Consider the following 24,677-nt stretch of genomic DNA (forward strand, 5'->3'; position numbering starts at 1 on the left):
AATGAAAAAAATACTCACATTACTAGTTTCTATTATTTTAATAAGTGGGTTAACTTTTAATACTTATGGCATAGAAGCAGATAACTCTGCAGATTCATTAAGTACTTCTGTGCAAACTATTGATAGTGTAGTCGTTCCTGTGCGTATCGAAGGAGTAAATGAAACTGTTAAAACATCCAAATTTCAAGATAAAATTAATGAATTAGGAGCTCCTTCTGTTAATAAGATTATTACAACAGGTAAAATAGTTTGGTCTCTTATTATTATACTAATTGGTTTTTTAATTTTAAGGTTACTGGATGCTTTATTAAACCGGTTTGGGAGTAAGAGTGTTCAGTATAGAATATTCATAAAACGTATAATACCAATTGTTAAAATAATAGGTTGGTCATTTGTTATTTATATTATAATACAAGGAGTAATTCGACCTCCATTGGCAACGGTAATAGCCTTTTTTACATCGGTGGGTGTTGCCGTTGGTTTTGCGGCTCAAGATTTATTAAAGAATATTTTTGGGGGACTAATGATATTGTTTGATCGCCCTTTTCAAATTGGAGATAAAATTGAAGCTAGTAATTCATATGGAGAAGTTATAAAAATAGGATTGCGCTCTACTCGAATTGTTACTGCGGATGATTCAGTAGTGACTATACCCAATGCTGAAATGATGAATCATTCTATTTCAAATTCCAATAGTGGAGAAACTAATTGCCAAGTTGTTGCTGAGTTTTACCTACCCCTAGATATTGATACACAAAAAGTTCGAAGAGTTGCAACGGAAGCAGCAATGGTTTCAAAATTTATTTATCTTAATAAACCTGTTACAGTCTTGTTTTTTAATGAAATGAAAGACCGTAGAAGTATTATAAAAATGCGACTAAAAGCCTACGTTTCTGATATTCAGAATGAGTTTGTTTTTAAAAGTGATATGACTGAAATTACCATAAGAGAATTGATCAAGGAAAAACTAGTTAGCAAAGAGTATTATAATTAAACCTAGATTTCATGTACGTCCAAAAACGTGCGTTGATTAGGAGGAAGTTTCATGGATTGATATATGGATTGTAGTTTATTCCAGCAAAATGGTTTTTGGATAAAACCATCGAAGCCTCTTGTTTTACAATCATGAATAATAGCGGCATCATATGTTTTGCTTGAGCCTATAACTGGGATGTATCTATTTACGTATTTAAAATGTTCAATAGCTTCAAGTCCGCTTATGTCAGGCATGTTTATTTCCATTAAAATAAAGCGAAGCATTTTTTCTAATGCTACAGTAATTCTTAGGCCCTCAAAAACATCCTTTGCTATTAGCGTTTCTCCATTTTCGGATAAAACAAGTTGTGCAATAAGCGCATCGCTTGCATTACTTTCAATAATTAGAATCATATTTTAATGATTAAGAAATTTTTTATGGATCTTATTATCTATGGGGCGACAACTTTCTTTATGTTCAAACGAAGCTAGAATAGTAAAACATCCCTTAAATCAGTTGTTTTAAGGGATGAGTGAAATATTTAGATTTTCTCATTCAGTAGAAGAGCCAAGAGCAAAGCCCTATCAGTTATACTGCTTCGGTATATAAATTCAGCCCATTTTTTATCGTAACCTCCAGTAGGGCCCAGACCATCAATTTTAGGACATGCTTTTGTAATATTGCATATGTTTGAAGAGCTCCAACGATGTTCTTTTTTTATACTTACATCTGTTGCCTTCGATAGTTTTTTTAATACATTAAAAACTTTCAGGCTGTCCTCTGATTCAGGCATCGGAATCCTTGAAATTCCACCTTGCAACTGGCTACTATATAGTTTGCTCTGAGCTCTGTTTGGGGTTACAAGCTTATTTACTTTTGCATCTATGGTATCATATTCTTCCTTGTTGTTAAAACGCACACTTATTTTGGAAGAACCACTAGCAAATCCTTTAAAGATATTAGACTTAAAATTGGTATTGTATGGAGCCAAAACAACTTCTGGATTATTCTTTGAAATATCTACTATTGATGCCAAGGTTTTATAAAAATGAGCCGATACTTTGGCTACATTCTCAGCAGTATTGGCGGTTAGTTTTACATCATAAATATAATTTGCCGAACCTGAACGACTAGTAATAACGCTGCCTTGTTCATTACCTCCATGTAAAGCTATAATCCTTTTGGCTTTTAACGCTTTTACATTTAATATCTCTTTCGAATATTTCCCTCCAATATTGGTGTCCGGAATTACTATAACTCCAATTTTAATTTTCTTTACCAAGCGACTAAATCTTAACGATTGTAAAGCCAAAATGGCTGTAATAATGCCGCCTTTATTTTCCCAAACACCAGTGCCAAAAAGTTTATGCTCTGTTGCATAAAAGGATTCTTGATCCTCTAGTTTTTGTTGGTCGTCCAACGAAAGAATCAATAACCAATCTAGTTCTTCATCGAATGAGTTAGAAAAATATACAGTATTCCCAACCTCAAGATTTGGAAATACTTCTTGCGTAAAACCAATGGGAGCAAGCTCTGCCTTAATTAAATTTGAGGCTTGATTAATACCGTTTACGTTACGAACATGCGTATTAATATTTACTAATTTTTCTAATAATTTCTCTGCATGGTCAGTTCTACTTCTTATAAATGTTCTTAACCTGCTGTGTAAGGGCAATTTTTTTGTGTCTCTATTTTCTTTGGCAGTTTGTAAAGTGCCAAAGTACCTAATCGCTGCAACATCTAACATGCGATTCACTAATTTCTGATAATCATAACCTGCCACTTTAGCCGCATGAGGGTACGAACCAGAAACACCTAAACTCGCCATTGAATTAATTTCTAGCAAGTATATATTATCGTCTTCGTCTAAACGAATATCTACCCTTGCAAAATCTCTAAGGCCTAAAGCCTTAAATGCATCAATGCTGAATTTCTGCATTTTTTCTGCAAGTTCAGGTGATATGTTGGCAGGACATACTTTTTGTCGTGGTCTTTCTTTCTTGTCATCAGCGGATTGAATGGCATCTGGGTCACCTTCAAGGTCAATTTCTAAAACAGGAAATGCTTCAATGGGGTTATTGCCCAATAATCCAACACAAAATTCTCGCCCTCTAATAAATTGTTCTACCAGGGCTTGTTGTTGAAACTCCGTTACAATAAAATTTACCGCTTCCTTTAAATCATTCTCATTATAAACAACCTTTAGTCCAAAGGATACACTTTCCATTTTTGGTTTTACAATAACAGGGTATTGGACCGTAGAAAAATCATCTTCAGCACCATTAAACACCCAAAAACTAGGTGTTGGTAATTGATGATTCTGCCATACAATTTTTGTCATCACTTTATCTAAAGCTAAGGCGTGACCAGAAGGTGTTGAACCAACGTATGGAATACCTAGCATCTCTAACATGGATGGTATGTGAGTATACCTACTTTCTCCTTGTATACCGTAGGCCATGTTAAATACCATACCCATTTGTTCGCCATCTATAACCCTTGGCATAAAGTGCTGCAGCCTTTCTATAATATACATATTACCATCCAAAATATGAACATTATGTCCGGCCTTTTCAAGGCTTTCAGCAACTCGTTTTACATTCGTTTCAGAATAAAACTCTTTATTCTGCATACCTAAAGTGTTGATTACACCCGTTAGGTCTTTGTTATAAATTAATGCAATTTTCATTTTGTATAATTAAAACTCCTTCGATTTAAAATGGATATCCAATTGAGGGAATGGAATTGTTATTTCATTTTCATTAAGTCTGGCGTAAATTATTCGCCTTATATCACTCTTTACTCTTTCTATTTCAAAAATATTTTCACTATAAAAAAGTACCTGGAAATCAATTGATGAATTGCCAAAGTCAACTAATCTTGCTTCTATTAAGTTTTTGTTATAAATGTCGTGGTGTTCAAGTACACTTGATTCTAAAACCTTAATCACTTTTTCTATATCGCTGCTATAACTAACACCAATATTTACTTTAAATCTTGTTTTTTTAGACTGATGACTCCAGTTGATTACTTTGTTTGTGGTAATTAATGAGTTTGGTATAATTACTGTTATTTCATCTCTATTTAAACCTTTTGAGGTTCTTAGTCCAATAACCTGAACTTTTACAATGTCTGCGTCAATTTCCAAGATATCACCAATTTTTATAGAGCGTTCTGATAACAAAATGATACCTGAAATAATATCATTAAAGGTTTGTTGTAAGCCAAGGCCAACTCCTACCAAAAGAGCAGCAGAACCAGCTATTAGTATAGTTAGCTTAACTCCAACAGATTCTAAGAGAAATCCAATAGCAATAACCCATACTATATATTTAATAATTTGAAAAATTGCATATGAGGTTCCATCATCTAATCTTCGAACTAAACGTTTTTGACTAAGCGCCTTTTTTATGATTCTCAAAAGTATTTTGGTAATTAAAAATATAGCTATAATAATGATAAGGCTATAAACTTTAATCTGTGTTTCTCCAAAACCTAAAAGGGTAAAGTCTAATATTATTCTAAGTTTTTCAATAAAGTTCATGCTACAAGTCTTCTTTCAGATATGGCTATTTATTGCGGATTAATAATTAAAGTTTGGTGCGGGTAAGGGATAGAGATATTTTGAGCTTTAAATAGCTTTGGAATACATTCATTTAAATCACATGAAATGGTAAATGCATCATCGTTATTGTTTGTCCATACCCAAGCTCTTATGCGATAGGCATATTCTTCAATGGTAATAAGTCGTACCATTACTTTAGGAGAGCCTTTCTCTATTTGCTCTGGAGTTCTCATGTCTAAAGTTAATGAGTGGTTTTCGGTTTCCCTTTTTAATATTTCCATGGCCAAATCAACATCCGAATTAAAATCAATTCGAAACTCAATGTGTTTCTTTATCTTAACATCAGAAATAGAGCTATTAACTATTGTTTCTTCACTGATTATACCATTAGGGATAATAATCCTTCTGTTTTCATAGTCTCTGATAACGATATGACGTAGTGTTATTTCTTCAACGACACCTTTATATAGATTTCCTATGGCAATTATATCTCCAACCCTAAATGGTCGGAATATGATGATGAAAATACCACTTACTATATTACCAAATGCCTTTTGAGCTGCAAAACCAACAATGGCAGCTAATATACCTGCACCAGCAAATAAGGCGGTGCCTATGTGTTTTAAACTAGGAACTTGTTGTACAATGTAAACGGAAACCACGATAAATAGAATAAAACCTGCGGAATTTTTTAAAAATGAAAACGAGGTCGCATCTGCCGATATTTTTTTAGCATATTTGGTCATGATAAGCTTTATCAATTTTCTTAAGATAAAGTTAGCTATAACGGCAAGTAGTACTACGGTTACTATTTTAATTAAGGTATAATATTGTTCCATATGACTTTGAGCTGAATACTAATTGCTAAAACGATATAAGTATTCTTATTAATAAACTATGTAAATACAAGTATTTATACTTTTAGACTCAGCAAGCCAATTTGGTAACAGGAAAATGATTTATTATTTCAATTAATTTACTAGGAAGGAATTATTAAGTATAAAATCACATTTTAATAGAAGTTTTCAGTTGCTCAAAATAAAGTTTGTAGAATATAAATTAGAAGATGAAGTACTATAAGTTATATAAGGTGAGAAGTGATAATTTTTAATTCGAATGTGTATTGTAAAAGTTATATAGGATGGATTTTTGGGGCTTTTCCTGGATCAGATTCCGGATCAATGTAGCATATACAATAAAAAAGCCACTGTCAAACGTTATGACAGTGGCTTTCAATCTTTAACCAAACCTAACCCTAAACTATGAGTTAATACAAATATAGCAAAAGTTTTTAGAAATCCAAAAGAAAGGAGAAAAAAGATAACTTTATCAGTGTTTTTTCTTCTTGACTTGAATATTTTATCTCTGATATTCTCATTTATTAGGATGGTGCTTATAAACTTTAGAGGGATAAATGGTATTAAAATAAACTTCTATATTCTTTCGGTGTTAATTCAGTTACCTTTTTAAATACACGGTTAAAGTTAGAAAGATTTTCAAAGCCCACCTGAAATGATATTTCAGCTATTTTTAATTCTACATTTTCTTTTTTTCTTAATAACTCGCACGCCTTGCTAATACGGTACTCCTGCAGAAAGTTGGAAAAGGTTTTAGCAGTATTACGTTTAAACCATAAACTAAACCCTGTACTTGTTAAACCAGTTATAAGACAAAGATCTTTTAAATAAATACTGCTACTGTAATGCTCATTAATAAAGGTAAATACTTTACCAAGTCTGGTGTTTTCCTTGTATTCCTCTTTTTCTGTATCTAATCCAATTAACTCGTAATCTTTACTTTCATGTACAAGTTGAAGCATTTCTAGAAAGAAAAATAATCGTTTTAATCCGGTTAGCTGAAACATTTCGTTCAATCTGATGACTATTTCTTTTTTAGTTTTGCCTATAATTTTAAGTCCATGTTTACTGTTCTCGAGTAAATGCTTAATGCCAATAAACTCAGGATAGGAGGAGATGACTGTTTTAAAAAAATCATTAGGTAATTGAACAACTATTCCTTTTACTTTTAATTGGGGTTTGTTATGGTAAAAGGCTTTATCACTTTCCCAACAATGAGCAATGAAAGGAGCTAGTAAAACCATATCTCCATCGCTAAAGTCTTCCACCTTACCACCAACGTATCTTTTGCCATACCCTTTTTCTACGTATACTAATTCGTACTCCTTATGATAGTGAAATGGGAATGTAAAATGAGGTTCATTTTTCCTTTTTAAAATAATGGATGAATTGGCTGGAAAAAGCACCTGTTCATTTAATATTGACATTTTACAAATGTATATAATTTAATAATAGTATCACTTTTTTGAAAATAGTTATCAAAAACTAAACATTGATTTACATTCCTTTGTCTTTTAAAATTAGATCAAATGAATAATAAACAAAAAGTTGTTTTGAGAAGCTTATTATATCTTATTTTGCTTCTAGTTTCTTTCTCAGATGTTTTGGCGCAAGGCTGGGATGAGCCGATTCGTGGCTCTTGGGTTTTAGATGAAAAACAATCCGATTCTACCTTTGTATTAGTCTCCAATAATGAATTAGTAGATATTGTAGTTTCTTCTAAAGAGAAGTCGTGTGTTTTGCAAGCTGCAAAATTTCTTGCGTCAGATATCCAAAAGATTACAGGCCAAAAACCTAATATAATAGACAAACCAGTCAAGGGTAAGAAATCAATAAGGCTTGTTACGCTGGGTAACGTTGCTGTAGGTAAAACTATTCAAAATTCGAAGTTAAAAGGGAAGTGGGAAGCACACCACATAAAAAATGAAGGCAGTACATTGTGGTTAGTAGGCTCTAATTCAAGGGGGACTGCTTTTGCTGCTTATACCCTAAGCGAACGATTGGGTATTGATCCGTTATATATTTGGACCGGGTATACACCCCAAAAAGTAAAAAAACTTGCTATTAAAAAGGTGGATCATTTTGTGGATGAGCCTATCTTTAAATATCGTGGGTTATTTCATGATGATGAAGATATTCTTCCTAATGAACTAGACGATAGAGGATATACTGTTTTTGCTGGAGGAACTGTTGATGTTATGTGGTACAAACGTTTTTTTGAAACAGCACTTCGCCTTCGGATGAATCAGGTTGCACCATTTGTTAGAGTAAAGCGCCCATATGAAGTGCGTAAGATGGCCAGTGATTGGGGCTTGTTTTATAGCTCGCATCATTACGATATTTTATTGTCAAACCCTTTTGGATATAATCGCTTTGATTTGGCCAAAAAGCGGGGAGTAGAAGGTGAGTATGATTGGTCCAATAACAAGGAAGGAATTAATAAATATTGGAAATGTGGCTTAGAAGATAATAATGAGCTAGATTGTATATGGCCAGTAGGTCTTAGGGGTACAGCAGATAATCATTATACTTTCCCAGAAGGAACTTCTCAGGATGAGAAAAACAAAGTGTTTGCCCAAGCCATCGTCGATCAGGTCGATATGGCTAAAAAAGTTCTTCCCAAAGGCGTAGAACCTATTTTTCATTTCACACTGTATAACGAAATGTTAAAGGCATTTCAAGCTGGTACATTAAAGCTACCCGACGAGGTGATTCTGGTTTGGAATGATAACGGAGATGGAGAAATGCGTGCGTTGCCAAAGAATACCAGAAATCGTAAGCATGGAGTATACTATCATTTGGGATTTTACGGACGTACTACTAAACAGACTCATCATACCATAACTCCACATCGCATCGAAGAACAGTTTAGAAATATTGTAGAAGCAAATGCGACAGAGTATATGCTGCTGAATGTTTCCGATTTACGGGAGCACGTTATGAATACCCGTTTTGTGGCTGAAATATGTTGGGATGCAGAATTAGCATTTGCAAAGGAAAATGCGGCAGATAGGTTTGTAAAATGGTGGTCAAAAGAATATTTTGGAGAAAAAGCGTCAGAAGATGTGATAGAATCTTACCATAATTATTTTGATATCATACACTCTAACGACCAATTATGGCAGGGTGCAATGGCTTTGGATAGGGCTTTGTACTTGTTGCATTTTAGAATGGCTGGCGACCATCATACAAAAATGAGTGCCTATAATCGAGAAGACTATAGGCAAATTCAAGCGCGTGTTGCTTGTTATGATGAAATACTACAACTTGCCAAGAAGGCCAAAACACAAATGTCGCCTCAACAGGCTGTTTTCTTTTACGAAAATGTAATACTGGGGATGTTAATTGATGCACGCCCCACCCAAGCTGCAGATATTTGTTATAAAGCATTATTAACATGGCCACAAACCGACGTTTTTCCTAAAATGAAAGAAGCTTTAGATATACTCGAAGATTTTGAGGTAGAAGTAAAACAAGCAGAAAGGCATCCATTTGAAAGTTGGTACAAAGATACATGGATACGCCGTAAAGATAGTTTTACCAATGTTCATTATTCTTATTATCAACTACAAAAGTTTTTCGAAAATTATAATCCAAGATACAAATAAGTATAAATATTAGGCTGGTAAAAATTGAAGTCAGATAATAATAAATTGATAATAAATGTTTGAATTAAAAAATAAAGTAGCTGTGGTCACTGGAGGAGGTGGTGTATTAGGTGGGAGTATAGCTAGAAGCTTGGTTGAAGCTGGAGTGAAAGTGGCAGTATTAGATATTCGTAAAGAAAATGTCGATAAGCGAGTGGCTGAATTACAATCAATGGGAGGGGAAGTTGTAGGTTTTGAGTGTAATGTTTTGAGTGTGGATGATCTTAAACAAAACCGTCAATTGATAACAAATAAGTGGGGAAGAGTAGATATACTGATTAATGCGGCAGGTGGAAATATGCCTGGTGCTACTTTAACCGAAGAGCAGACTGTCTTTGATATGAAGATAGAAGACTTTCAAATGGTAAATGATTTAAACATGAATGGTACGGTTTATCCTTCTTTAGTTTTTGGAGAAATCATGGCTTCGCAAGGACAAGGAAGCATTATTACCATTTCATCGATGGCTACATATTCGGCTATCACCCGTGTTCCAGGTTATTCTACGGCCAAAACGGCCATTAATATTTTTACACAATGGCTGGCGATGGAAATGGCCACTAAATTCAGTGAAAAGATAAGAGTAAATGCCATAGCTCCCGGTTTCTTTATCGGTGATCAAAATCGAAAAGTACTCATTAACGAGGATGGATCTTACACGGATCGTAGCAAAAAAGTACTAGCTCGTACACCTATGGGGCGTTTTGGAGATATTAGAGAGCTTAATGGTGCGGTTCAATTTTTATGTTCTGAAGCTGCTTCGTTTATAACTGGAGTCATACTTCCTGTTGATGGTGGATTTAGTTCCTTCTCGGGAGTTTAATATTTGAATGAAGTTTTTATTGTGCTTGGCGGTTAACGCCATGAAGTAATAATATGATGGAGAAATTGGAAAAGACATGGCGATGGTTTGGGTTTGAAGATCAGATTACGCTAGATGATTTAAAACAAATGGGTGTTGAAGGTGTAGTTACAGCCTTGCATCATATTCCTAATGGTGAAGTTTGGCCTGTTGAAGAGATTTTGAAAATAAAAAAGGCCATTGAAGAAAAGGGAATGAGATGGAGTGTGGTTGAGAGTTTACCCGTTTCGGAAGGCATTAAACTACATACCAAGGAATATCCGAAACTCATTCAAAACTATCAGGAATCGATGCGTAATTTGGGACAATGCGGTATTCTTACCATTTGTTACAACTTTATGCCCGTGTTAGATTGGGCTCGAACCAATTTGCAATATAAACTTCCGAATGGGGGAGAATCTATGTTATTCGACTTCCCAACTTTTGTAGCATTTGATATTTATATATTAAAGAGGCCAGATGCTCGTAATGATTACGCCGAAGATCTCATTCAGAAAGCTAAAGTCATTTATGAAAGCATGAGTAATGAAGAGGCTGAAAAGTTAGCTTATAATATTATAGTGGTAACGCAAGGTTTTATCGATGGCTTAATTGATGGCGCAGTGTCCGATCCTAAGGCTATGTTTCTTGAATTTATTAAGCGTTACAAAGGAGTAGATAAAAACAAACTAAGAGAGAATTTAAAGTCATTTTTAGAAGATGTAATTCCTGTAGCGGAAGAAGCTGGGATTAAGATGTGTATTCATCCTGATGATCCTCCCTTTCAAATTTTGGGTTTACCACGAATTATTGGAGGAACAGAAGATTACAGGTGGTTGTGCGAGGCTAATGCTTCTCTTCATAATGGCATTACATTTTGTACGGGCTCTTTATCGGCTAAAGCAGAAAATGACTTATTACAAATAATTAAGGATTACGGACATAAAATCCATTTTGCACATTTGCGAAATACCCAATTGCTTGAAGATGGTAGCTTTTACGAATCAGGTCATGCTGATGGTTCTATTAATATGCCTTTAATTATTAAAGCACTATTAAAAGAACAAAAAAGAAGGGCAGACCTTGGCGAGGTTAATAATAGAATACCTATACGCCCTGACCATGGTATAAAAATGATGCAAGATTATCAAAGTAATTATAATCCAGGATATCCACTTATTGGCAGGTTAAAAGGCTTGGCTGAGATACAAGGAATGGAAAGAAGTATTATTGAGTTAGAGAAAGATATTTAAACGATTTATTCAATAACCTCCAACTCCACCAATTCACAACTAATATCAGTTCTTTTAAGTCCTTCAACTTTAAAAAGAGCGTTAAACTCGATGGTGTGTTTAGGTATTTGCTGATAAAATTCTTTAAGCCACTTTTTATTAGTAAACTTATTTACCGTTGCCATAACGCCTATATCATTATTAGATACAAAATAAATAGAAGGTTTACCATTGTTGTTTACTGAGGAAGCTACCATAGCATATTCTATTTTACCATTTTTACCATGTGTGGTATTATAAATAAGGGTAGTATCCTTGTTCTTATATTTAAAGCCATCATGAAAAGTGCTAAACACTTTGCTCTTTTTCAAAAATAAAGAACTCGAAATATTCATAGTTTTAAACTGACCTATAAAAATGATGTTGCTGTTGTATACATCAGCAGCTGTTATTTTACTTTCCATTTCTATGGAATAGTCGCTGTTGTTGAGTGTAAACCATTTACTTAATATGCCAACCCCATAAGGAGCCATTTTAGACATAACAGTATAGTCAACCGTTTTCATTTTTCTGTTGGGGTATTGTTTCAAATGAGTTAGAAAATCATCATGATTATTTATTTCCTCATAAAATACAGCATGCCATTTTTCGTCATCCAACTGCTCATTAATAACATATTGATCAGATACTACTATGATATTCTGAGCGTTTTTACTAAAAAAGCCTTCCCATAAAGGAAGTGGCTGATTAACCATTTTATAGATGCCTGCGCTCAATGCTATTATAAAAATCAATCCTAAGGCTGAATATTTTAAGCTTTTATAGCTAATTTTTAAATAGTCCTTGCTGGAACTAAGTTGATGTGGATATTCCTTTGCTGAAGAGAAGCTTAGGTTATACTGGCCTTTTTTTATTTCAAAGTATACTTCATGTTTAAGGCTCGAATCCGAATAATATTGTTCTAATTTTTTTCTTAGTTTGTAAAAGTAAGAACGAACGGTACCATTACTTTTATCCTCGGCATAATTAATTCCATAAAGTTCAGTGCCAATGGTGTATTCCTTTAATTCATCTCCAGCGTATGCTTTGTCAATCAGGTATTTCAAAAGTCGGATATGACTAGGTGAGTTTGCGAATAGTTTATGTTGGCAAATATTCTCTAGTTCTGTTTCTATATGTTGCTTATCCGCTGTTGAATTCATAGCTTCAAAAATAGCTTTTATTTAAGATTATAGAAATTTCTATTGAAATCTATTTGTTAGAGGTGTTTTAATTAGATTATAAAAAGATGTATTTGTAACTTACAGTAGAGTAGTGTTTTGGTGTAACATATTTAACGGTTAAGTCACCGTGACTAGCACCGTTTCGACACAGCAAAAGGTTTTGTTTTCTCTTTATTCGGCTATTTGTCGTGTATTATTGTGAGAACGAAAATTCTTTTTCACCAAAATCATTATAGTTATGATGAAAATTCTACATATCACTTTATGGCTGTTTTTATATACTACTTATAGTAATGCACAGCTACCACAAGGTTATCCTGAAACCAATCGCGAAAAGCAAAATATCAACTTAGGTTGGATGTTTTCGAAAATGCCAGAAGCGGATAAGCCAATTGAAATTGATTTTGACGATAGCCAATGGGAGGCTGTTGCTCTACCTCATAACCCAGATCCACTATCCTTATGGTTAGATAGTGTGCAGCATAAATGGCAGCAGAAAGAGTTTATTAGAGACCATAATTGGTATAGGAAAAGCCTACATATTGATTTAAACAATGATGAAAAAGCGTTTATAGAGTTTGAAGGGGTGCACAGCGCAACGGAGCTTTATGTCAACGGAAAGTTTGTAGGAAGATTTGACATCAATGGATATGTGCCCCATCATTTTGATATTACAGACTTTGTAAAGCCAGGAAAAGAAAATACCATTGCTGTTTTAGCCGATCATAGCTTCGATCCTAGTATAGCGCCTGATCCAAACGAAACGGATTATTTAAAATGGGGAGGTATCTATCGGGATGTATATTTGGTAAAAACCAACAAACTACATGTAAATTTTAATTGGGAGGATTTTGATGCTGGTGTGCATATCACTACGCCAAGCGTTAAAAGAAATAACGGAACAGTATCGGTAAAAACAACGGTTGCGAACGAATATACTGAGCTAGTAGATTGCCGTATTGAGACTATGGTACTTGATGCTGATGGATATTTGGTTACAAAGCTAAAATCAGATTCAAAAGTAAAGGCAGGTCAGACTTATACTTTCAGACAAACTACAGAAATAGTTGATGAGTACCGCCTGTGGTCACCTAATGATCCGTATTTATATCGTGCAGTTTCTGTTATTTATATGGATGATATAGCGGTTGATTTTGTAGAGAATAAATTTGGATTTCGCTCGGTAGAGTTAGTGGATGGACAAGGTTTATTATTAAATGGAGAACCATTTTTTATGGTCGGAGTAAATCGTCACCAAAGCTATCCACACATTGGCGATGCTGTTCCAAATTCTATTCATTACGAAGCAGCATTAAGATACAAGGAAGCAGGTATTAATGCCATTCGCCTTTCGCATTATCCACAAGATAATTCTTTTATTGAAGCTTGTAATGAGCTGGGCATTTTGCTTTACGAAGAACCTTCTACCTGGATCCAATGGCAACAGGGAGAATGGATGGATAAACTGGAGCAATCGCTACGTATAATGGTACGTAATCATCGTAATCATCCTTCCATAGTTATTTGGGGAGCAGGTATCAATCATCGTGGGCCCGTTCCACAACTTAATAATGCCGCCAAGGAAGAAGACCCATTCCGTTTAACGGCCAGTGCTTCTGCCCCGTGGAATGGTATTAAAAATGCTGGAGTTACCGATATATATGCCACCATGGATTATCGTAAAACAGATTTTCCTGAGGGAGACTTTTGTATGGTAATGGAACATGGGTTTACGCATAACGGATTGGGACAACAACATCATATCTCACGTTACAAAAAGCGTAAAAATAATATTGGCTCTATACTTTGGGTTGGTGCCGATTATAATCGATTACAACCCAAGCCAGAAACCTATGATTTTATTACAGAATACGGTTTGCAAACGGCCTATAGAATTCCTCGACCAGGTTATTATTGGTACAAATCCGAATTAACAGATGCTCCTTATGTTCATATTGCAGATGAGTCGGTTTATAAGAACAGAAAAGTACATGTTTATAGTAATGCTAAAGAAGTAGCCCTTTATGCTGATGGAAAATTAATCGCTACACAGAAAGCAGATAACGACCCTTTAAGATTGTGGAATGAGCATCCATCAATAACTTTTAATTATAACTGGACAGGAGAAAAACTAACGGCAAAGGCTTTAAGTTTTGGCCAAGTAGTAGCTAAGCATTCACGTACTAAGGTTCAAGAGGCTTATGCTATTAAGTTAGCTCTAGATAATTCTGACATAGCATTACAAGCAGGAGGATCAGATTTAAAAATGATACGAGCTTATGTGGTAGATAGAAATGGAGAAACAGTTACAAACGCTGATGTAAAAGTGCATTTTGAAGCAAAAGGAGCTGGGTCTATTCTATATGATGATAAACATTTTATTAGTCAAGCTCAAAGTTATCATGGAGTAGCTACAGTATATCTAAAAGGTGCAGAAGCAGCAGGGGAGATAAAGGTTAAAGCCACTTCGGGTAAATTAAAGTCAGGTGCTCTCACTTTAAAAACGGAAGCATTTAAGGCTGATGAATTATTGGTAAAAGGGAAAGCAATTTATGACTATCCTAATTATAAGATAGATATTCAGACCGAAGACCAGCTAGAGCAATTTGGTTGGCAAATGGCCAATGGAGGTAATGCCGAGCAGTTTAATTTCAAGTTTGGAGAGGCTTCGTTTTCTGTGAATTCGGAGTCGGAGTTGAAATGGAGAAAAGGGACATATGCAATTTTAGGTGATTTGGCTTTTATGGCTTGTGATGGACTTTTTGTTGAGAAAGGAAAGCTTGTTTTAACGATAAAGGATTTACCTAAAGGTAAGTATCAACTGAAAACCTACCATCATTCTTTCCAAGACCTAAAGAAACTATTTCCATATAATATGAAAGTGGCCTTAAAAGATGCTAACGGAGTGTTTGAGTTTATTTCAGATGATGCCGCATTGGGTATTCAAGACGGAAAAGATATTGGAGAAAGAGAGCCTATGTCGGTAACTAATTTTGTTGAAAGTGATGGAGTTAACCCAGTGACTATTTCTTTTGAAACAGATAAAAAAGATGCGCATACTTGGTTGAATGGTTTAAGTTTTAAGCGAGTTAAATAGCCAATATACATATGAATGCTGAGGTAATTATTTTATAAATGCCAGATGAAAATATATCGTACTTTAAATAAAAGACATTGTACTATGAAAAAAGGAAATATAAAAAATCTATTAATTCTAAGCAGTTTGATGCTTTGTTTTACCGCTTTTGCACAAACACCACAAGTGAAAGTGTATGCTGTTAAATTGGATGAGGGAGAAGCCAACCCTTTAATTGAGGTGAAGCAAGAAAATGTAGAAGATAAAATTGGGTGGAAGAACCTAATTTACTTGCAACCTGAAGTTACTTTCCAAACCATTGAAGGTATTGGAGGAGCATTTAATGAAATTGGAGGAGAAGCGCTGTTGAGCTTAAGTGAAGAGAAACAGCAAGAGGTGATGGAAAATATGTTTTCGGGAGATAAGGCAGGTTTTACTTTTTGCAGAACAGCTATTGGAGCAAGTGATTTTGGTATAGATGCTTATAGTTATTCGGAGGTTGCTGGTGACTACAAAATGAAACAGTTTTCTATAGAGCGCGACAAAAAATATGTGTTACCCTACATAAAAAGTGCTTTTGCAATCAATCCAAATTTAACCTTATTTGGTTCGCCTTGGAGTCCTCCTGGATGGATGAAAGAAAGTGGATATATGGTTGGTTTAAAAGAGCCAAACAACAACCTTAAACAAGATCCGAAAACTTTGCAAGCTTATGCTAAATATTTTGTGAAGTATGTTGAGGCATATGAAAAGGAAGGCGTTAAGGTAGATCGTATTTGTATTCAGAATGAAAATGATGCCAATACAAAATATCCGAGTTGTACTTTCCCTGCAAAGGATATGGTGAATTTTGCTAATACATATTTAATTCCAGCTTTCGAAAAAAACAAGATAGAGGCTGGTATATATGCAGGAACATTTCGTGCTGCAGAAAAAATGGACTTGATGGATTTTATGACTGCAGATGGTAAAGAAAATCTGGAAGGAGTTGGTATGCAGTATACCGATACCAGATTTTTGGGTGATGCTAGAGCCATGATGCCAAATTTAAAGTTTTTTCATACTGAAGGCCACTGCTATAACGGTAAAAATTCTGTTGAGCAAGCAGAAGATCGCCTAGAGGAAATAGCGGGTTATATTAATGCCGGTAGTACCACTTTTACATATTGGAATATGATTTTGAATGAAACTACGGAAAGTGGTTGGAACTGGACGCAAAATTCCTTGATTAATATTGATCGTAAATCGGGTGAAATCATTTACAATCCCGATTATAATGCCATGTATATCATCAGTAAGTTTGTTAAGCCTGGTGATGTTAGAATAGCCTGTGTTCAAAGAGGTAAAGAACCTTTAATCGCAGTTAAATCTCCAGATGGACAAATTAAAGTTCTTTTTCAAAATACCAATGCCAATGAAAAATCATTTGAAGTGGTAATGGGTGATCAGAATATTAAAGTTAAAGCGCCTGGAAAATCAATTATAGCTATTGTTTTATAGTAGAATGAACCGCATAAAATTGAACTAATAATCTTAAAAATATAATTAATGATACGACAAACTATATTTTATTTATTATTTGCTTGCATAAGTATATCTAGCTTAAATGCTCAGGTTTGGAAAGATCCAAATGCAAATGTTGACGAGCGTGTGGAGGATTTACTTTCGAAAATGACTTTGGAAGAAAAGATCAGTTATTGCGGATCGAGGATTCCTGCCATAGAGCGTTTAGGTGTTCCTTATTTTGAGTGGTATGGCGAAGCACTTCATGGTATTATTGCTTGGAACTGTACTCAGTTTCCCCAAAATATTGCTATGGGTGCTACTTGGAATCCAGAATTAATGTTTGATGTGGCTACGGCTATTTCTAATGAGGCCAGAGCTTTGAAAAATACTGGTTCAAAGGAAGTAATGATGTTTTCACCAACGGTTAATATGGCGCGTGACCCTCGTTGGGGACGTAATGGTGAGTGTTATAGCGAAGATCCATTTTTAATGTCGGAAATAGCGCGAATGTATGTACGAGGCATGCAAGGTAACGATCCTAAATATACCAAAACAGTCACTACAGTTAAGCATTATGTTGCTAATAATGTAGAGACAAAGCGTGAGTGGATTCACTCTAATATCAATAAGAAAGATCTTTATGAGTATTACTTTCCTGCTTACAAAACCTGCCTTGTTGATGAAGAAGCTACAGGAATAATGACTTCATTAAGTGGCTTAAACGGAATACCTTGTTCTGCTCATGACTGGGCAGTAAATGGTGTATTGCGCGATGAGTGGGGCTTTAAAGGTTATGTAATTGCCGATTGGGCAGCAGTTCAGGGATTACAGAAAAGAATGAAATACGCCAAAACGCAAGAAGAGGCTGCTGCAATGGCCATAAAAGCTGGGGTAGATCAAGAGTGCTTTCGTCATAAAGAGCGACAAGCGCCTATGGTAATTGCATTAAAATCAGCCATTGAACAAGGTTTGCTTAGCGAGGAAGAATTAAATGTTTCGGTTCGTAGGTTACTTCGTTTACGTTTTATGACGGGTGACTTAGATGATCCGGCATTAATTCCATATTCGAAAATACCAGCCAGTGTTTTAGAGTGCGATGCGCATAAAAAGCTAGCACTAAGAGCTGCAGAACAGTCGATTGTTTTATTAAAAAATGAGGATGTTTTGCCCCTAAAGAAAGATGCAGAAAAATTAGCTGTAATTGGTCCTTTTGCTGATAGATGCTGGATGGGTATTTATTCTGGTCATCCTAAAAATAAAGTAACGCCTTTAGACGGTATTAAAAAAGCAACAAACGCAGAAGTAAAATATGCACAAGGTTGCGAAGTGACAGAAGATGATGCGGATGAAGCAAAAATTAAAGAAGCAGTAGAATTGGCTAAAAAATCAGATCGCGTTATTCTTGTAATGGGAAATGATGAAACTACTTCTACCGAAAATACAGATCGTACTTCAATTAAATTACCTGGAAATCAACACAAGCTGATTAAAGCGGTACAGGCGGTTAATAAAAATGTTGTTTTGGTACTCGTACCAAGCGGACCAACAGCCATTAGCTGGGAGCAAGAAAATATACCTGGTATTGTGTGCGCATGGCCAAACGGACAAGAGCAAGGAACAGCTTTGGCAAATATGTTATTTGGAGATGTAAACCCTGGAGGAAAGTTAAATTCTACTTGGTTTAAGTCGGATAACGATTTACCCGATTTTCATGATTACAATATTCAAACTGGTCGCACTTACATGTATTTTAAAGGAGAAACCTTATATCCTTTTGGTTATGGTTTAAGTTATACCACGTTTAAAACGGATGAAGTAGAACTAAGCACTAAAAAGCTAAATGCTCAGGAAAGTATTTTGGTTTCGGCAAGAGTTAGTAATGTGGGTAAAGTAGATGGAGACGAAATTGTTCAGGTATATATTCGTGATGTTAAGTCCTCGCAACAAACACCAATTAAAGCCTTAAAAGGTTTTAAGCGCGTGAGTGTTCCTGCTGGAAAAACTGAAAAGGTGGAGATTTCTTTACCCTATGAAGCTTTTGCACACTACGATACTATTAGTAATCAGTTTGTAGTAGAGGCAGGTAAGTTCGAAATTATGGTAGGTAATTCAAGCGATCATATTTCTTCCACTAAAACCATTAGCGTAAAAGGTGGTGTTATAGCGCCTATAAAAGTCGGACAAAAAAGTGGGTATTTTAATGCGGAGGATGAGGTTCGTAGTAAAAAATGGGATTACCTATATACGGACAAAGCTTCTATGAGCAGTTCTAAAGCCAAGGAAAGTGATAATAATGCATGGGTTGAATATGAAATTACTTTTATTGATCCTGGTTTTTATGTAAATACTTGGGATGCTGAAATAAGCCTTAACTCGGCGACAAAAGAAGCTATTGTGGAAACCTCGATGGCGGGAGCCACTATTGGTAAATACACTATTTTAAACAAGCAACGTATGTTACCTATTAAAATTCCAATTCCACCAGAATATGGTAAGCCAGTTTTATTAAAAATTAAAACATTACACGGAACGGTAGATGTTAATTCAATTAAAATTATCCCTCCTGGAGATAAACAACCTTTTGTGATTAGTAAAGTTAAAAACCAATCCAACAAATAGTAGTAAAACAACTAAGTTCAGATAAGCATTGCAAATTATCCCATGTCGTCATTTTTCGGCATGGGATTTTTATTTAAGAACTTGTTGTGCGTATGTAGGGTTTAATTTGTAAGTTGTTAAAGCAATATAAAGGAGTGTTAGTTCGTGAATTATTACAGAAATCTATTGTATTAGAATTGCTTAACTGTAAGCTATTTTACTGGTTGTTATCGATAAATATTAATTCCATCGAAATATTAGTGCGGTCTTTTCCTTTTACATTATATAGAGCAATAAATTCATTCGATTCTTCTATATATTTATCAGAGAATGCGACTAAGGAATCTGTATTGGTAAAATATTCAACCAAGGCAACTAGCCCGATGCCATGGTTAGAGAAAAACATCTTATGGCGTGTATTATTTGGGCCATTAAATACACCTACTAAGGCGAGTTCCTCATTCACCGATTTGGCATTTAAATGGTAGGTTTTGTTGTTGAGTATGTGCAGTAATTTATCAGGAACATTTAGTTTGCCATCCAACTTTAGTTTTATATTGATAGCTAACTCATTAAATAAATCTATAAAGGCATGCTGTGTAAAATAAGCTCCTGCGTAAATGGTATTTTCTACTTTTACGGCTCGAATATTAAAATCAGAAGTCGGTCGGATGGAAAAATCATATTTGTATAATGCCAGATATTGTGATATGGGCTTTATGATATATGAGTTCTCAAAATTTACAAAAGTAAAGCGACCAGGTTTATAAGCATTGTATTTTGCTGGGTTATTATTTGTTCGCTCATAGAACTCTTTAGGAGAATTAATGCTGAAATCCCTGTGCCAGCCATTATTTCCAAATGCGGTGGGTCCATCATAGCCAAATACATCACCTAGGTATAAGGTGGTTTCATGCCCGTTTCTCAAGGTCTGTTGCCAAACTTTTTCGTTCGACTTACTAAAGAAAAATATGAAAGCGATAATAATTGCAATCACAGAAAATCCAAGTATGAAAACATTCCTTTTACGCTTAGGTTTAGCTTTACTTTTTTTAGTAAAAGATACACGATACTGGCCAGGTTCAATGGAAAGAATAATAGAGTCATTTATACCTTCGTCTTGGTAATATTGAATTAATCGCTTACGAAGGTGGGATATATTTACTCTAATGTTAACGTCATTCTTTTCGGGATTATATCTATTCCCAAATATTTCTAGGCCTATTGTAGTGGCACTAATTTCTTTGTTTTGGATGGTGCATTCAACTATATATTTTAAAAGAACCTTTGTTGTGGTGGCTTTAGTAAAAATCTTACTTTTTAAGATACACTCCAAGGTTTCGTACTTTTCCTGCTGACTGACCATTTACTTTACCTAATTTTTGGTGATATACAAAGGTAGTATTTCCAATTAAACATCTATACAGGCCAGTATAACTATATGATACCTTTGGTTATGGTAATGGTATCTGCAAGAGAGTTATAGCGTGTGCTTTTTACGGTAAAAGTAAGCGTAAAACTTTGTAAAAAGTATAGATATGTAGGCTTGTTTCGTAAGTTTGTTTTAGAGTTGATAAAACATTATTTTTTATAAAAACATAATTTATGAATGTAAAGTCATTAAAAACTATTTTTCTAGTATCATGCAGCATATTATTAGCTTGTACTCCAAAGGAGAAAATGCCGAATAAACCTTTTCCTATGAATATCGCAGATATTGAACCAGGAAGAGAAATGAGTTCAGCAATGAAAAGAAGTTTTGAGCATTATGAAGCTCCTCGTCTTTTAGATAATGAGTTATATACTAATTTTCTTTATACGGAATTAAAAGGTTTTGATTATAAGGATTTTGATGGAACTATTTCGCGACGCGATCCGTCCAAAATAATTTTCGAGAATGGGAAGTATTATATTTGGTATACATATCGCCATACTGCCACAGCGCCTCAAGGCAGAAAACTAGCCAATGATTCTATTCCATCAACAGATTGGGATTTAGCAGAAATATGGTATGCAACGAGTATAGATGGCTTTACTTGGGAAGAGCAGGGTGTAGCTATTACCCGACCACAAAAGCCTCAACCTGGTTGGCGATCAGTAGCTACTGCCGATATTCTAAAATTTAATGACAAGTATTATTTATATTATCAAGCGTTTAACGCACCCAGCGGGACTTACGATGCAGATAAAGATGCATATGATATTTGCCCAGTAGCCATGTCGTACGCCGATTCTCCCGATGGTCCTTGGATTCCGTTAAATCAAGTAGTGATTCCTTTTGGAGAAAGTAACGATTGGGATTGGCGCGTTATTCACGACCCTATGCCTTTGGTACATGATGGTAAGATTTATTTGTATTATAAATCGGGAATGGAGCAGCGCGATGCTAATGGTAAGCATTGGGATTGCTGGGGTTTAGCAATTGCAGATAAGCCAGAAGGCCCTTTTGTAAAACATCCTTTAAGCCCAGTAATGAACTCAGGACACGAAACCATGCTTTTTCCTTTTCGCGAAGGTGTGGCTGCTATTGTAGGTACTGATGGAATAGAACATTATACCATTCAATATGCTAAAGACTGGGTAAATTTTGAGGTGATGTCTGTTACCCAATTATTGCCAACTGCTGCTGGCGTTTTTTCACCAGATGCATTTGCAGATGTGGCTAATGCTGATGGTATTACGTGGGGCTTATCTCATTTTATTAATGCAGGTAATAACTGGAAAAAGCAATGTAGTAAGTTAGGTAGATTCGATTGCGATTTAAGTTTGAGTACTAACGATAATAAAATGAAGAACTCCAATATATTGTTGCCTAACGACGTATATTTTAAATACGGTTTATCTGCCAAACAAAGAGAACGTATAAAACAGCAAAATGAAGATCTGCTTAATACTAATAAATAGGTAGGAGAGGCTTTTAATTTATTTGTAAATACGAAATGTTAGTTAATTGGAGTATTTAAATAAAGTAAAACTATAAGTAGGTAAAACGGCCATGAAAAACTTTACGTCCAGTTTTTTACAAAGGAGGATGATTAGATTTTTCTTGATGGTTTCATTGTCAAATAAAAGATAATTTAAACAGATGAAAAATATACTATTAACAACCGTATTGTTTGCGGTATTCATGAATCTAGGTGCTCAGTCTTTTATGATTAATGCCTATGGGAGACAGGATAAACTTTCCTTAAACGGAAAATGGAATGCGATTATTGATCAATATAGTCGAGGTGAGAATAAGAAATTCTATTTAAATCAAACGGCCACGGAAGACACTAAGTTTTTTGAGTATGCTTTCGCGAATTCTATGCGTTTGGATGTTCCTGGAGATTTTAATTCTCAATATCCTGAGTTAAAGTATTATGAAGGTGATATTTGGTATCAACGATTTTTTGAAGCAGAAAAAAAGGATGGAAAAAGAGCGTTTATATATTTTGCTGGTGTAAGTTACGAAGCAAGTGTTTGGTTAAACGGTAAAAAAGTGGGCGTTCATGAAGGCGGTTTTACGCCTTTTCAGTTTGAAGTAACTGATATAATTAAGGAGGGTAGAAATGATGTGGTTGTAAAAGTGAACAATAATAGAAAGAAAGACCGCATTCCTGCAATGAACTTCGATTGGTGGAATTATGGCGGTATTCTACGTGATGTTTTTCTAGTACAAACTCCAGGTACCTATATTCAAGATTATAAAGTTCAGCTTAAAAAAGGAGAGCAAAGAGTAATTAACGGTTATGTGCAGTTAAACGGAAAAGAATTAACTCAGCAGCTTAATATCTCTATTCCAGAACTCAAAATTAGTAAAACCATTTCTACAGATAATAATGGATACGCATCTTTTGAAGTAAAAGCTAAGCCTGTGTTATGGGATCCTCAAAACCCAAAGTTGTATGAGGTGAAAATTACTACATCATCCAATGAATTAGTAAGTGATGAAATAGGATTTAGAACTATTGAAGTAGATGGAGCGAAAATTGTTTTAAATGGAGAATCTGTTTTTCTGAAAGGTATTAATTTTCATGAGGAAATTCCGCAACGTCTCGGAAGAGCTTATTCGCAAGCGGATGCTGCAATGATTATTGAGGAGGTAAACGCCTTGGGCTGTAATTTTATTCGCACAGCGCATTACCCACAAAATGAGCATATTGTTAAAATGGCAGAGAAAAAGGGGTTGATGATTTGGGAGGAGATTCCACTTTGGCAAGGTATCGATTTTAAAAATCCTGTAGTGCTAGAAAAAGCGATAAATATGTTGCGAGAAATGATTTATCGTGATAAAAATAGAGCAGGGGTTATTATTTGGAGTGTGGCTAACGAAACACGTCCAAATAACTATAGAAATAAGGTGTTGACTGATTTAATTAACTTAACTCATGAATTGGATGATACCAGACTAGTAGGTGCTGCGTTTGATAATTCACGTTTTAATCCAGAGACTTCTACTGTTTTAATAAAGGATGATATTTCTAAGATAGTGGATGTAATTGGGGTGAACGAATATTTTGGATGGTATGCACCTTGGCCAGTTGCACCTTCAGAAATGAAGTGGAATGTAGCTGCCGACAAACCGTTGATATTTACCGAATTTGGTTGTGAGAGTCTGTATGGTAAGACTGGGGATGGCAATAAAGCGCATTCTTGGAGTGAAGACTACCAGGAAGATTTGTACAAAAAGAACCTAGAGATGTTTAAGAATATCCCTAACCTTTGTGGTACTAGTCCTTGGGTATTATTCGATTTTCGTTCCCCATATCGTTGTCACCCAACTAATCAAGAAGGCTGGAATAGAAAAGGCCTTTTATCCGATAAGGGCCAACGAAAAAAAGCTTGGTACATTATGAAAAAGTATTACAAAGAAATGGAAGAGAAGTAACCTTTAGTGTATAACTCTGTGGTTGTTTTAATAATCACGGAGTTGTATGTTGTTGAATATTTCAAGATGGACTAGCAATCTAGAATTTTAAAATCTTATTAGTAAAAGACGGTGGTAGATGCTCGAGTGGTTTTATAGCCAAAATAATTCCCTTTCTCATAGGGGATGAATTCTTCATTTTCAACAAAAAAAGTTAGGATCAAGAACTATAAAATGAAATGCCCCGTGATTGAAAGAATAGTATGATTTTTTCATGCCTAGATTTTATATAGCTACTTGTTTGGAG

The 24,677-nt window shown here is 34.9% G+C and carries 16 protein-coding genes; 9 read left to right on the forward strand and 7 right to left on the reverse strand.

Annotation, left to right across the window (positions count from 1 at the left end; genetic code table 11):
- The first annotated feature begins 1 nt into the window (after position 1).
- Positions 2-994 carry a mechanosensitive ion channel family protein gene (locus A8L32_RS00955; protein ID WP_075589827.1) on the forward strand — a complete coding sequence of 331 codons (993 nt, stop codon included), beginning with the start codon at positions 2-4 and terminating at the stop codon, positions 992-994.
- A 2-nt stretch (positions 995-996) separates the two neighbouring features.
- Here A8L32_RS00955 and A8L32_RS00960 read toward each other — a convergent pair whose 3' ends face one another.
- The 5 genes from A8L32_RS00960 to A8L32_RS00980 form a co-directional block, all read right to left on the reverse strand.
- Complete coding sequence (locus A8L32_RS00960; protein ID WP_075589828.1) at positions 997-1,389, reverse strand: response regulator; 393 nt, start codon at positions 1,387-1,389, stop codon at positions 997-999.
- A gap of 128 nt (positions 1,390-1,517) precedes the next feature.
- Positions 1,518-3,665 (reverse strand): ATP-grasp domain-containing protein, encoded by a 2,148-nt coding sequence (locus A8L32_RS00965; protein WP_075589829.1) that lies wholly within the window; start codon positions 3,663-3,665, stop codon positions 1,518-1,520.
- Between the two features lie 9 nt (positions 3,666-3,674).
- The gene (locus A8L32_RS00970; protein ID WP_198931708.1) at positions 3,675-4,520 is read right to left on the reverse strand and encodes a mechanosensitive ion channel family protein; all 846 of its coding nucleotides are present in this window, start codon (positions 4,518-4,520) and stop codon (positions 3,675-3,677) included.
- 29 nt (positions 4,521-4,549) lie between these two features.
- Positions 4,550-5,380 carry a mechanosensitive ion channel family protein gene (locus tag A8L32_RS00975; protein ID WP_075589830.1) on the reverse strand — a complete coding sequence of 277 codons (831 nt, stop codon included), beginning with the start codon at positions 5,378-5,380 and terminating at the stop codon, positions 4,550-4,552.
- Between the two features lie 581 nt (positions 5,381-5,961).
- Positions 5,962-6,825, reverse strand: a complete 864-nt coding sequence (locus tag A8L32_RS00980) for an AraC family transcriptional regulator (RefSeq protein ID WP_075589831.1) — start codon at positions 6,823-6,825, stop codon at positions 5,962-5,964.
- 102 nt (positions 6,826-6,927) lie between these two features.
- Here A8L32_RS00980 and A8L32_RS00985 point away from each other — a divergent pair, with 102 nt between their 5' ends.
- From A8L32_RS00985 to uxuA, 3 genes are read left to right on the forward strand one after another with little or no spacing between them, the layout of a single operon-like run.
- A complete protein-coding gene (locus A8L32_RS00985; protein WP_075589832.1) occupies positions 6,928-9,006 on the forward strand; it encodes a glycosyl hydrolase 115 family protein in 2,079 nt (692 codons plus the stop codon).
- Between the two features lie 55 nt (positions 9,007-9,061).
- Positions 9,062-9,868: an SDR family oxidoreductase gene (locus tag A8L32_RS00990; protein ID WP_075589833.1), complete on the forward strand. Its 807-nt coding sequence runs from the start codon at positions 9,062-9,064 to the stop codon at positions 9,866-9,868.
- Positions 9,869-9,921: 53 nt separating this feature from the next.
- Positions 9,922-11,139, forward strand: a complete 1,218-nt coding sequence (gene uxuA / locus A8L32_RS00995; protein ID WP_198931709.1) for a mannonate dehydratase — start codon at positions 9,922-9,924, stop codon at positions 11,137-11,139.
- 5 nt (positions 11,140-11,144) lie between these two features.
- On the opposite strand, the gene A8L32_RS01000 is transcribed toward uxuA, so the two are convergent.
- On the reverse strand, positions 11,145-12,320 hold the full coding sequence (locus tag A8L32_RS01000; protein WP_075589834.1) for a hypothetical protein: 1,176 nt from the start codon (positions 12,318-12,320) through the stop codon (positions 11,145-11,147).
- Positions 12,321-12,579: 259 nt separating this feature from the next.
- Here A8L32_RS01000 and A8L32_RS01005 point away from each other — a divergent pair, with 259 nt between their 5' ends.
- The 3 genes from A8L32_RS01005 to A8L32_RS01015 all read left to right on the forward strand — a co-directional run bounded on the left by A8L32_RS01005 (position 12,580) and on the right by A8L32_RS01015 (position 19,542).
- A complete protein-coding gene (locus tag A8L32_RS01005) occupies positions 12,580-15,438 on the forward strand; it encodes a glycoside hydrolase family 2 TIM barrel-domain containing protein (RefSeq protein WP_198931710.1) in 2,859 nt (952 codons plus the stop codon).
- 84 nt (positions 15,439-15,522) lie between these two features.
- A complete protein-coding gene (locus tag A8L32_RS01010) occupies positions 15,523-16,917 on the forward strand; it encodes a glycoside hydrolase family 30 protein (RefSeq protein ID WP_075589836.1) in 1,395 nt (464 codons plus the stop codon).
- 48 nt (positions 16,918-16,965) lie between these two features.
- Positions 16,966-19,542: a glycoside hydrolase family 3 C-terminal domain-containing protein gene (locus A8L32_RS01015; protein ID WP_075589837.1), complete on the forward strand. Its 2,577-nt coding sequence runs from the start codon at positions 16,966-16,968 to the stop codon at positions 19,540-19,542.
- A gap of 196 nt (positions 19,543-19,738) precedes the next feature.
- Here the strand turns inward: A8L32_RS01015 and A8L32_RS01020 are convergent, their stop codons facing one another.
- Positions 19,739-20,887, reverse strand: a complete 1,149-nt coding sequence (locus A8L32_RS01020; protein WP_075589838.1) for a hypothetical protein — start codon at positions 20,885-20,887, stop codon at positions 19,739-19,741.
- Between the two features lie 239 nt (positions 20,888-21,126).
- On the opposite strand from A8L32_RS01020, the gene A8L32_RS01025 reads away from it, so the two are divergent.
- Positions 21,127-22,425, forward strand: coding sequence for a glycoside hydrolase family 117 protein (locus A8L32_RS01025; protein WP_075589839.1), 1,299 nt, complete (start codon positions 21,127-21,129; stop codon positions 22,423-22,425).
- 181 nt (positions 22,426-22,606) lie between these two features.
- Positions 22,607-24,391 carry a glycoside hydrolase family 2 protein gene (locus A8L32_RS01030; RefSeq protein ID WP_075589840.1) on the forward strand — a complete coding sequence of 595 codons (1,785 nt, stop codon included), beginning with the start codon at positions 22,607-22,609 and terminating at the stop codon, positions 24,389-24,391.
- The last annotated feature ends 286 nt before the right edge of the window (positions 24,392-24,677 follow it).

The organism is Labilibacter marinus, from assembly GCF_001659685.2.
Lineage (GTDB): Bacteria > Bacteroidota > Bacteroidia > Bacteroidales > Marinilabiliaceae > Saccharicrinis > Saccharicrinis marinus.

Coding starts and splice junctions, on each gene's coding strand:
- A8L32_RS00955 (WP_075589827.1), top strand. CDS start 2: ATGAAAAAAATACTCACATTACTAGTTTCTATTATTTTAATAAGTGGG.
- A8L32_RS00960 (WP_075589828.1), bottom strand. CDS start 1,389: ATGATTCTAATTATTGAAAGTAATGCAAGCGATGCGCTTATTGCACAA.
- A8L32_RS00965 (WP_075589829.1), bottom strand. CDS start 3,665: ATGAAAATTGCATTAATTTATAACAAAGACCTAACGGGTGTAATCAAC.
- A8L32_RS00970 (WP_198931708.1), bottom strand. CDS start 4,520: ATGAACTTTATTGAAAAACTTAGAATAATATTAGACTTTACCCTTTTA.
- A8L32_RS00975 (WP_075589830.1), bottom strand. CDS start 5,380: ATGGAACAATATTATACCTTAATTAAAATAGTAACCGTAGTACTACTT.
- A8L32_RS00980 (WP_075589831.1), bottom strand. CDS start 6,825: ATGTCAATATTAAATGAACAGGTGCTTTTTCCAGCCAATTCATCCATT.
- A8L32_RS00985 (WP_075589832.1), top strand. CDS start 6,928: ATGAATAATAAACAAAAAGTTGTTTTGAGAAGCTTATTATATCTTATT.
- A8L32_RS00990 (WP_075589833.1), top strand. CDS start 9,062: ATGTTTGAATTAAAAAATAAAGTAGCTGTGGTCACTGGAGGAGGTGGT.
- uxuA (WP_198931709.1), top strand. CDS start 9,922: ATGATGGAGAAATTGGAAAAGACATGGCGATGGTTTGGGTTTGAAGAT.
- A8L32_RS01000 (WP_075589834.1), bottom strand. CDS start 12,320: ATGAATTCAACAGCGGATAAGCAACATATAGAAACAGAACTAGAGAAT.
- A8L32_RS01005 (WP_198931710.1), top strand. CDS start 12,580: ATGATGAAAATTCTACATATCACTTTATGGCTGTTTTTATATACTACT.
- A8L32_RS01010 (WP_075589836.1), top strand. CDS start 15,523: ATGAAAAAAGGAAATATAAAAAATCTATTAATTCTAAGCAGTTTGATG.
- A8L32_RS01015 (WP_075589837.1), top strand. CDS start 16,966: ATGATACGACAAACTATATTTTATTTATTATTTGCTTGCATAAGTATA.
- A8L32_RS01020 (WP_075589838.1), bottom strand. CDS start 20,887: ATGGTCAGTCAGCAGGAAAAGTACGAAACCTTGGAGTGTATCTTAAAA.
- A8L32_RS01025 (WP_075589839.1), top strand. CDS start 21,127: ATGAATGTAAAGTCATTAAAAACTATTTTTCTAGTATCATGCAGCATA.
- A8L32_RS01030 (WP_075589840.1), top strand. CDS start 22,607: ATGAAAAATATACTATTAACAACCGTATTGTTTGCGGTATTCATGAAT.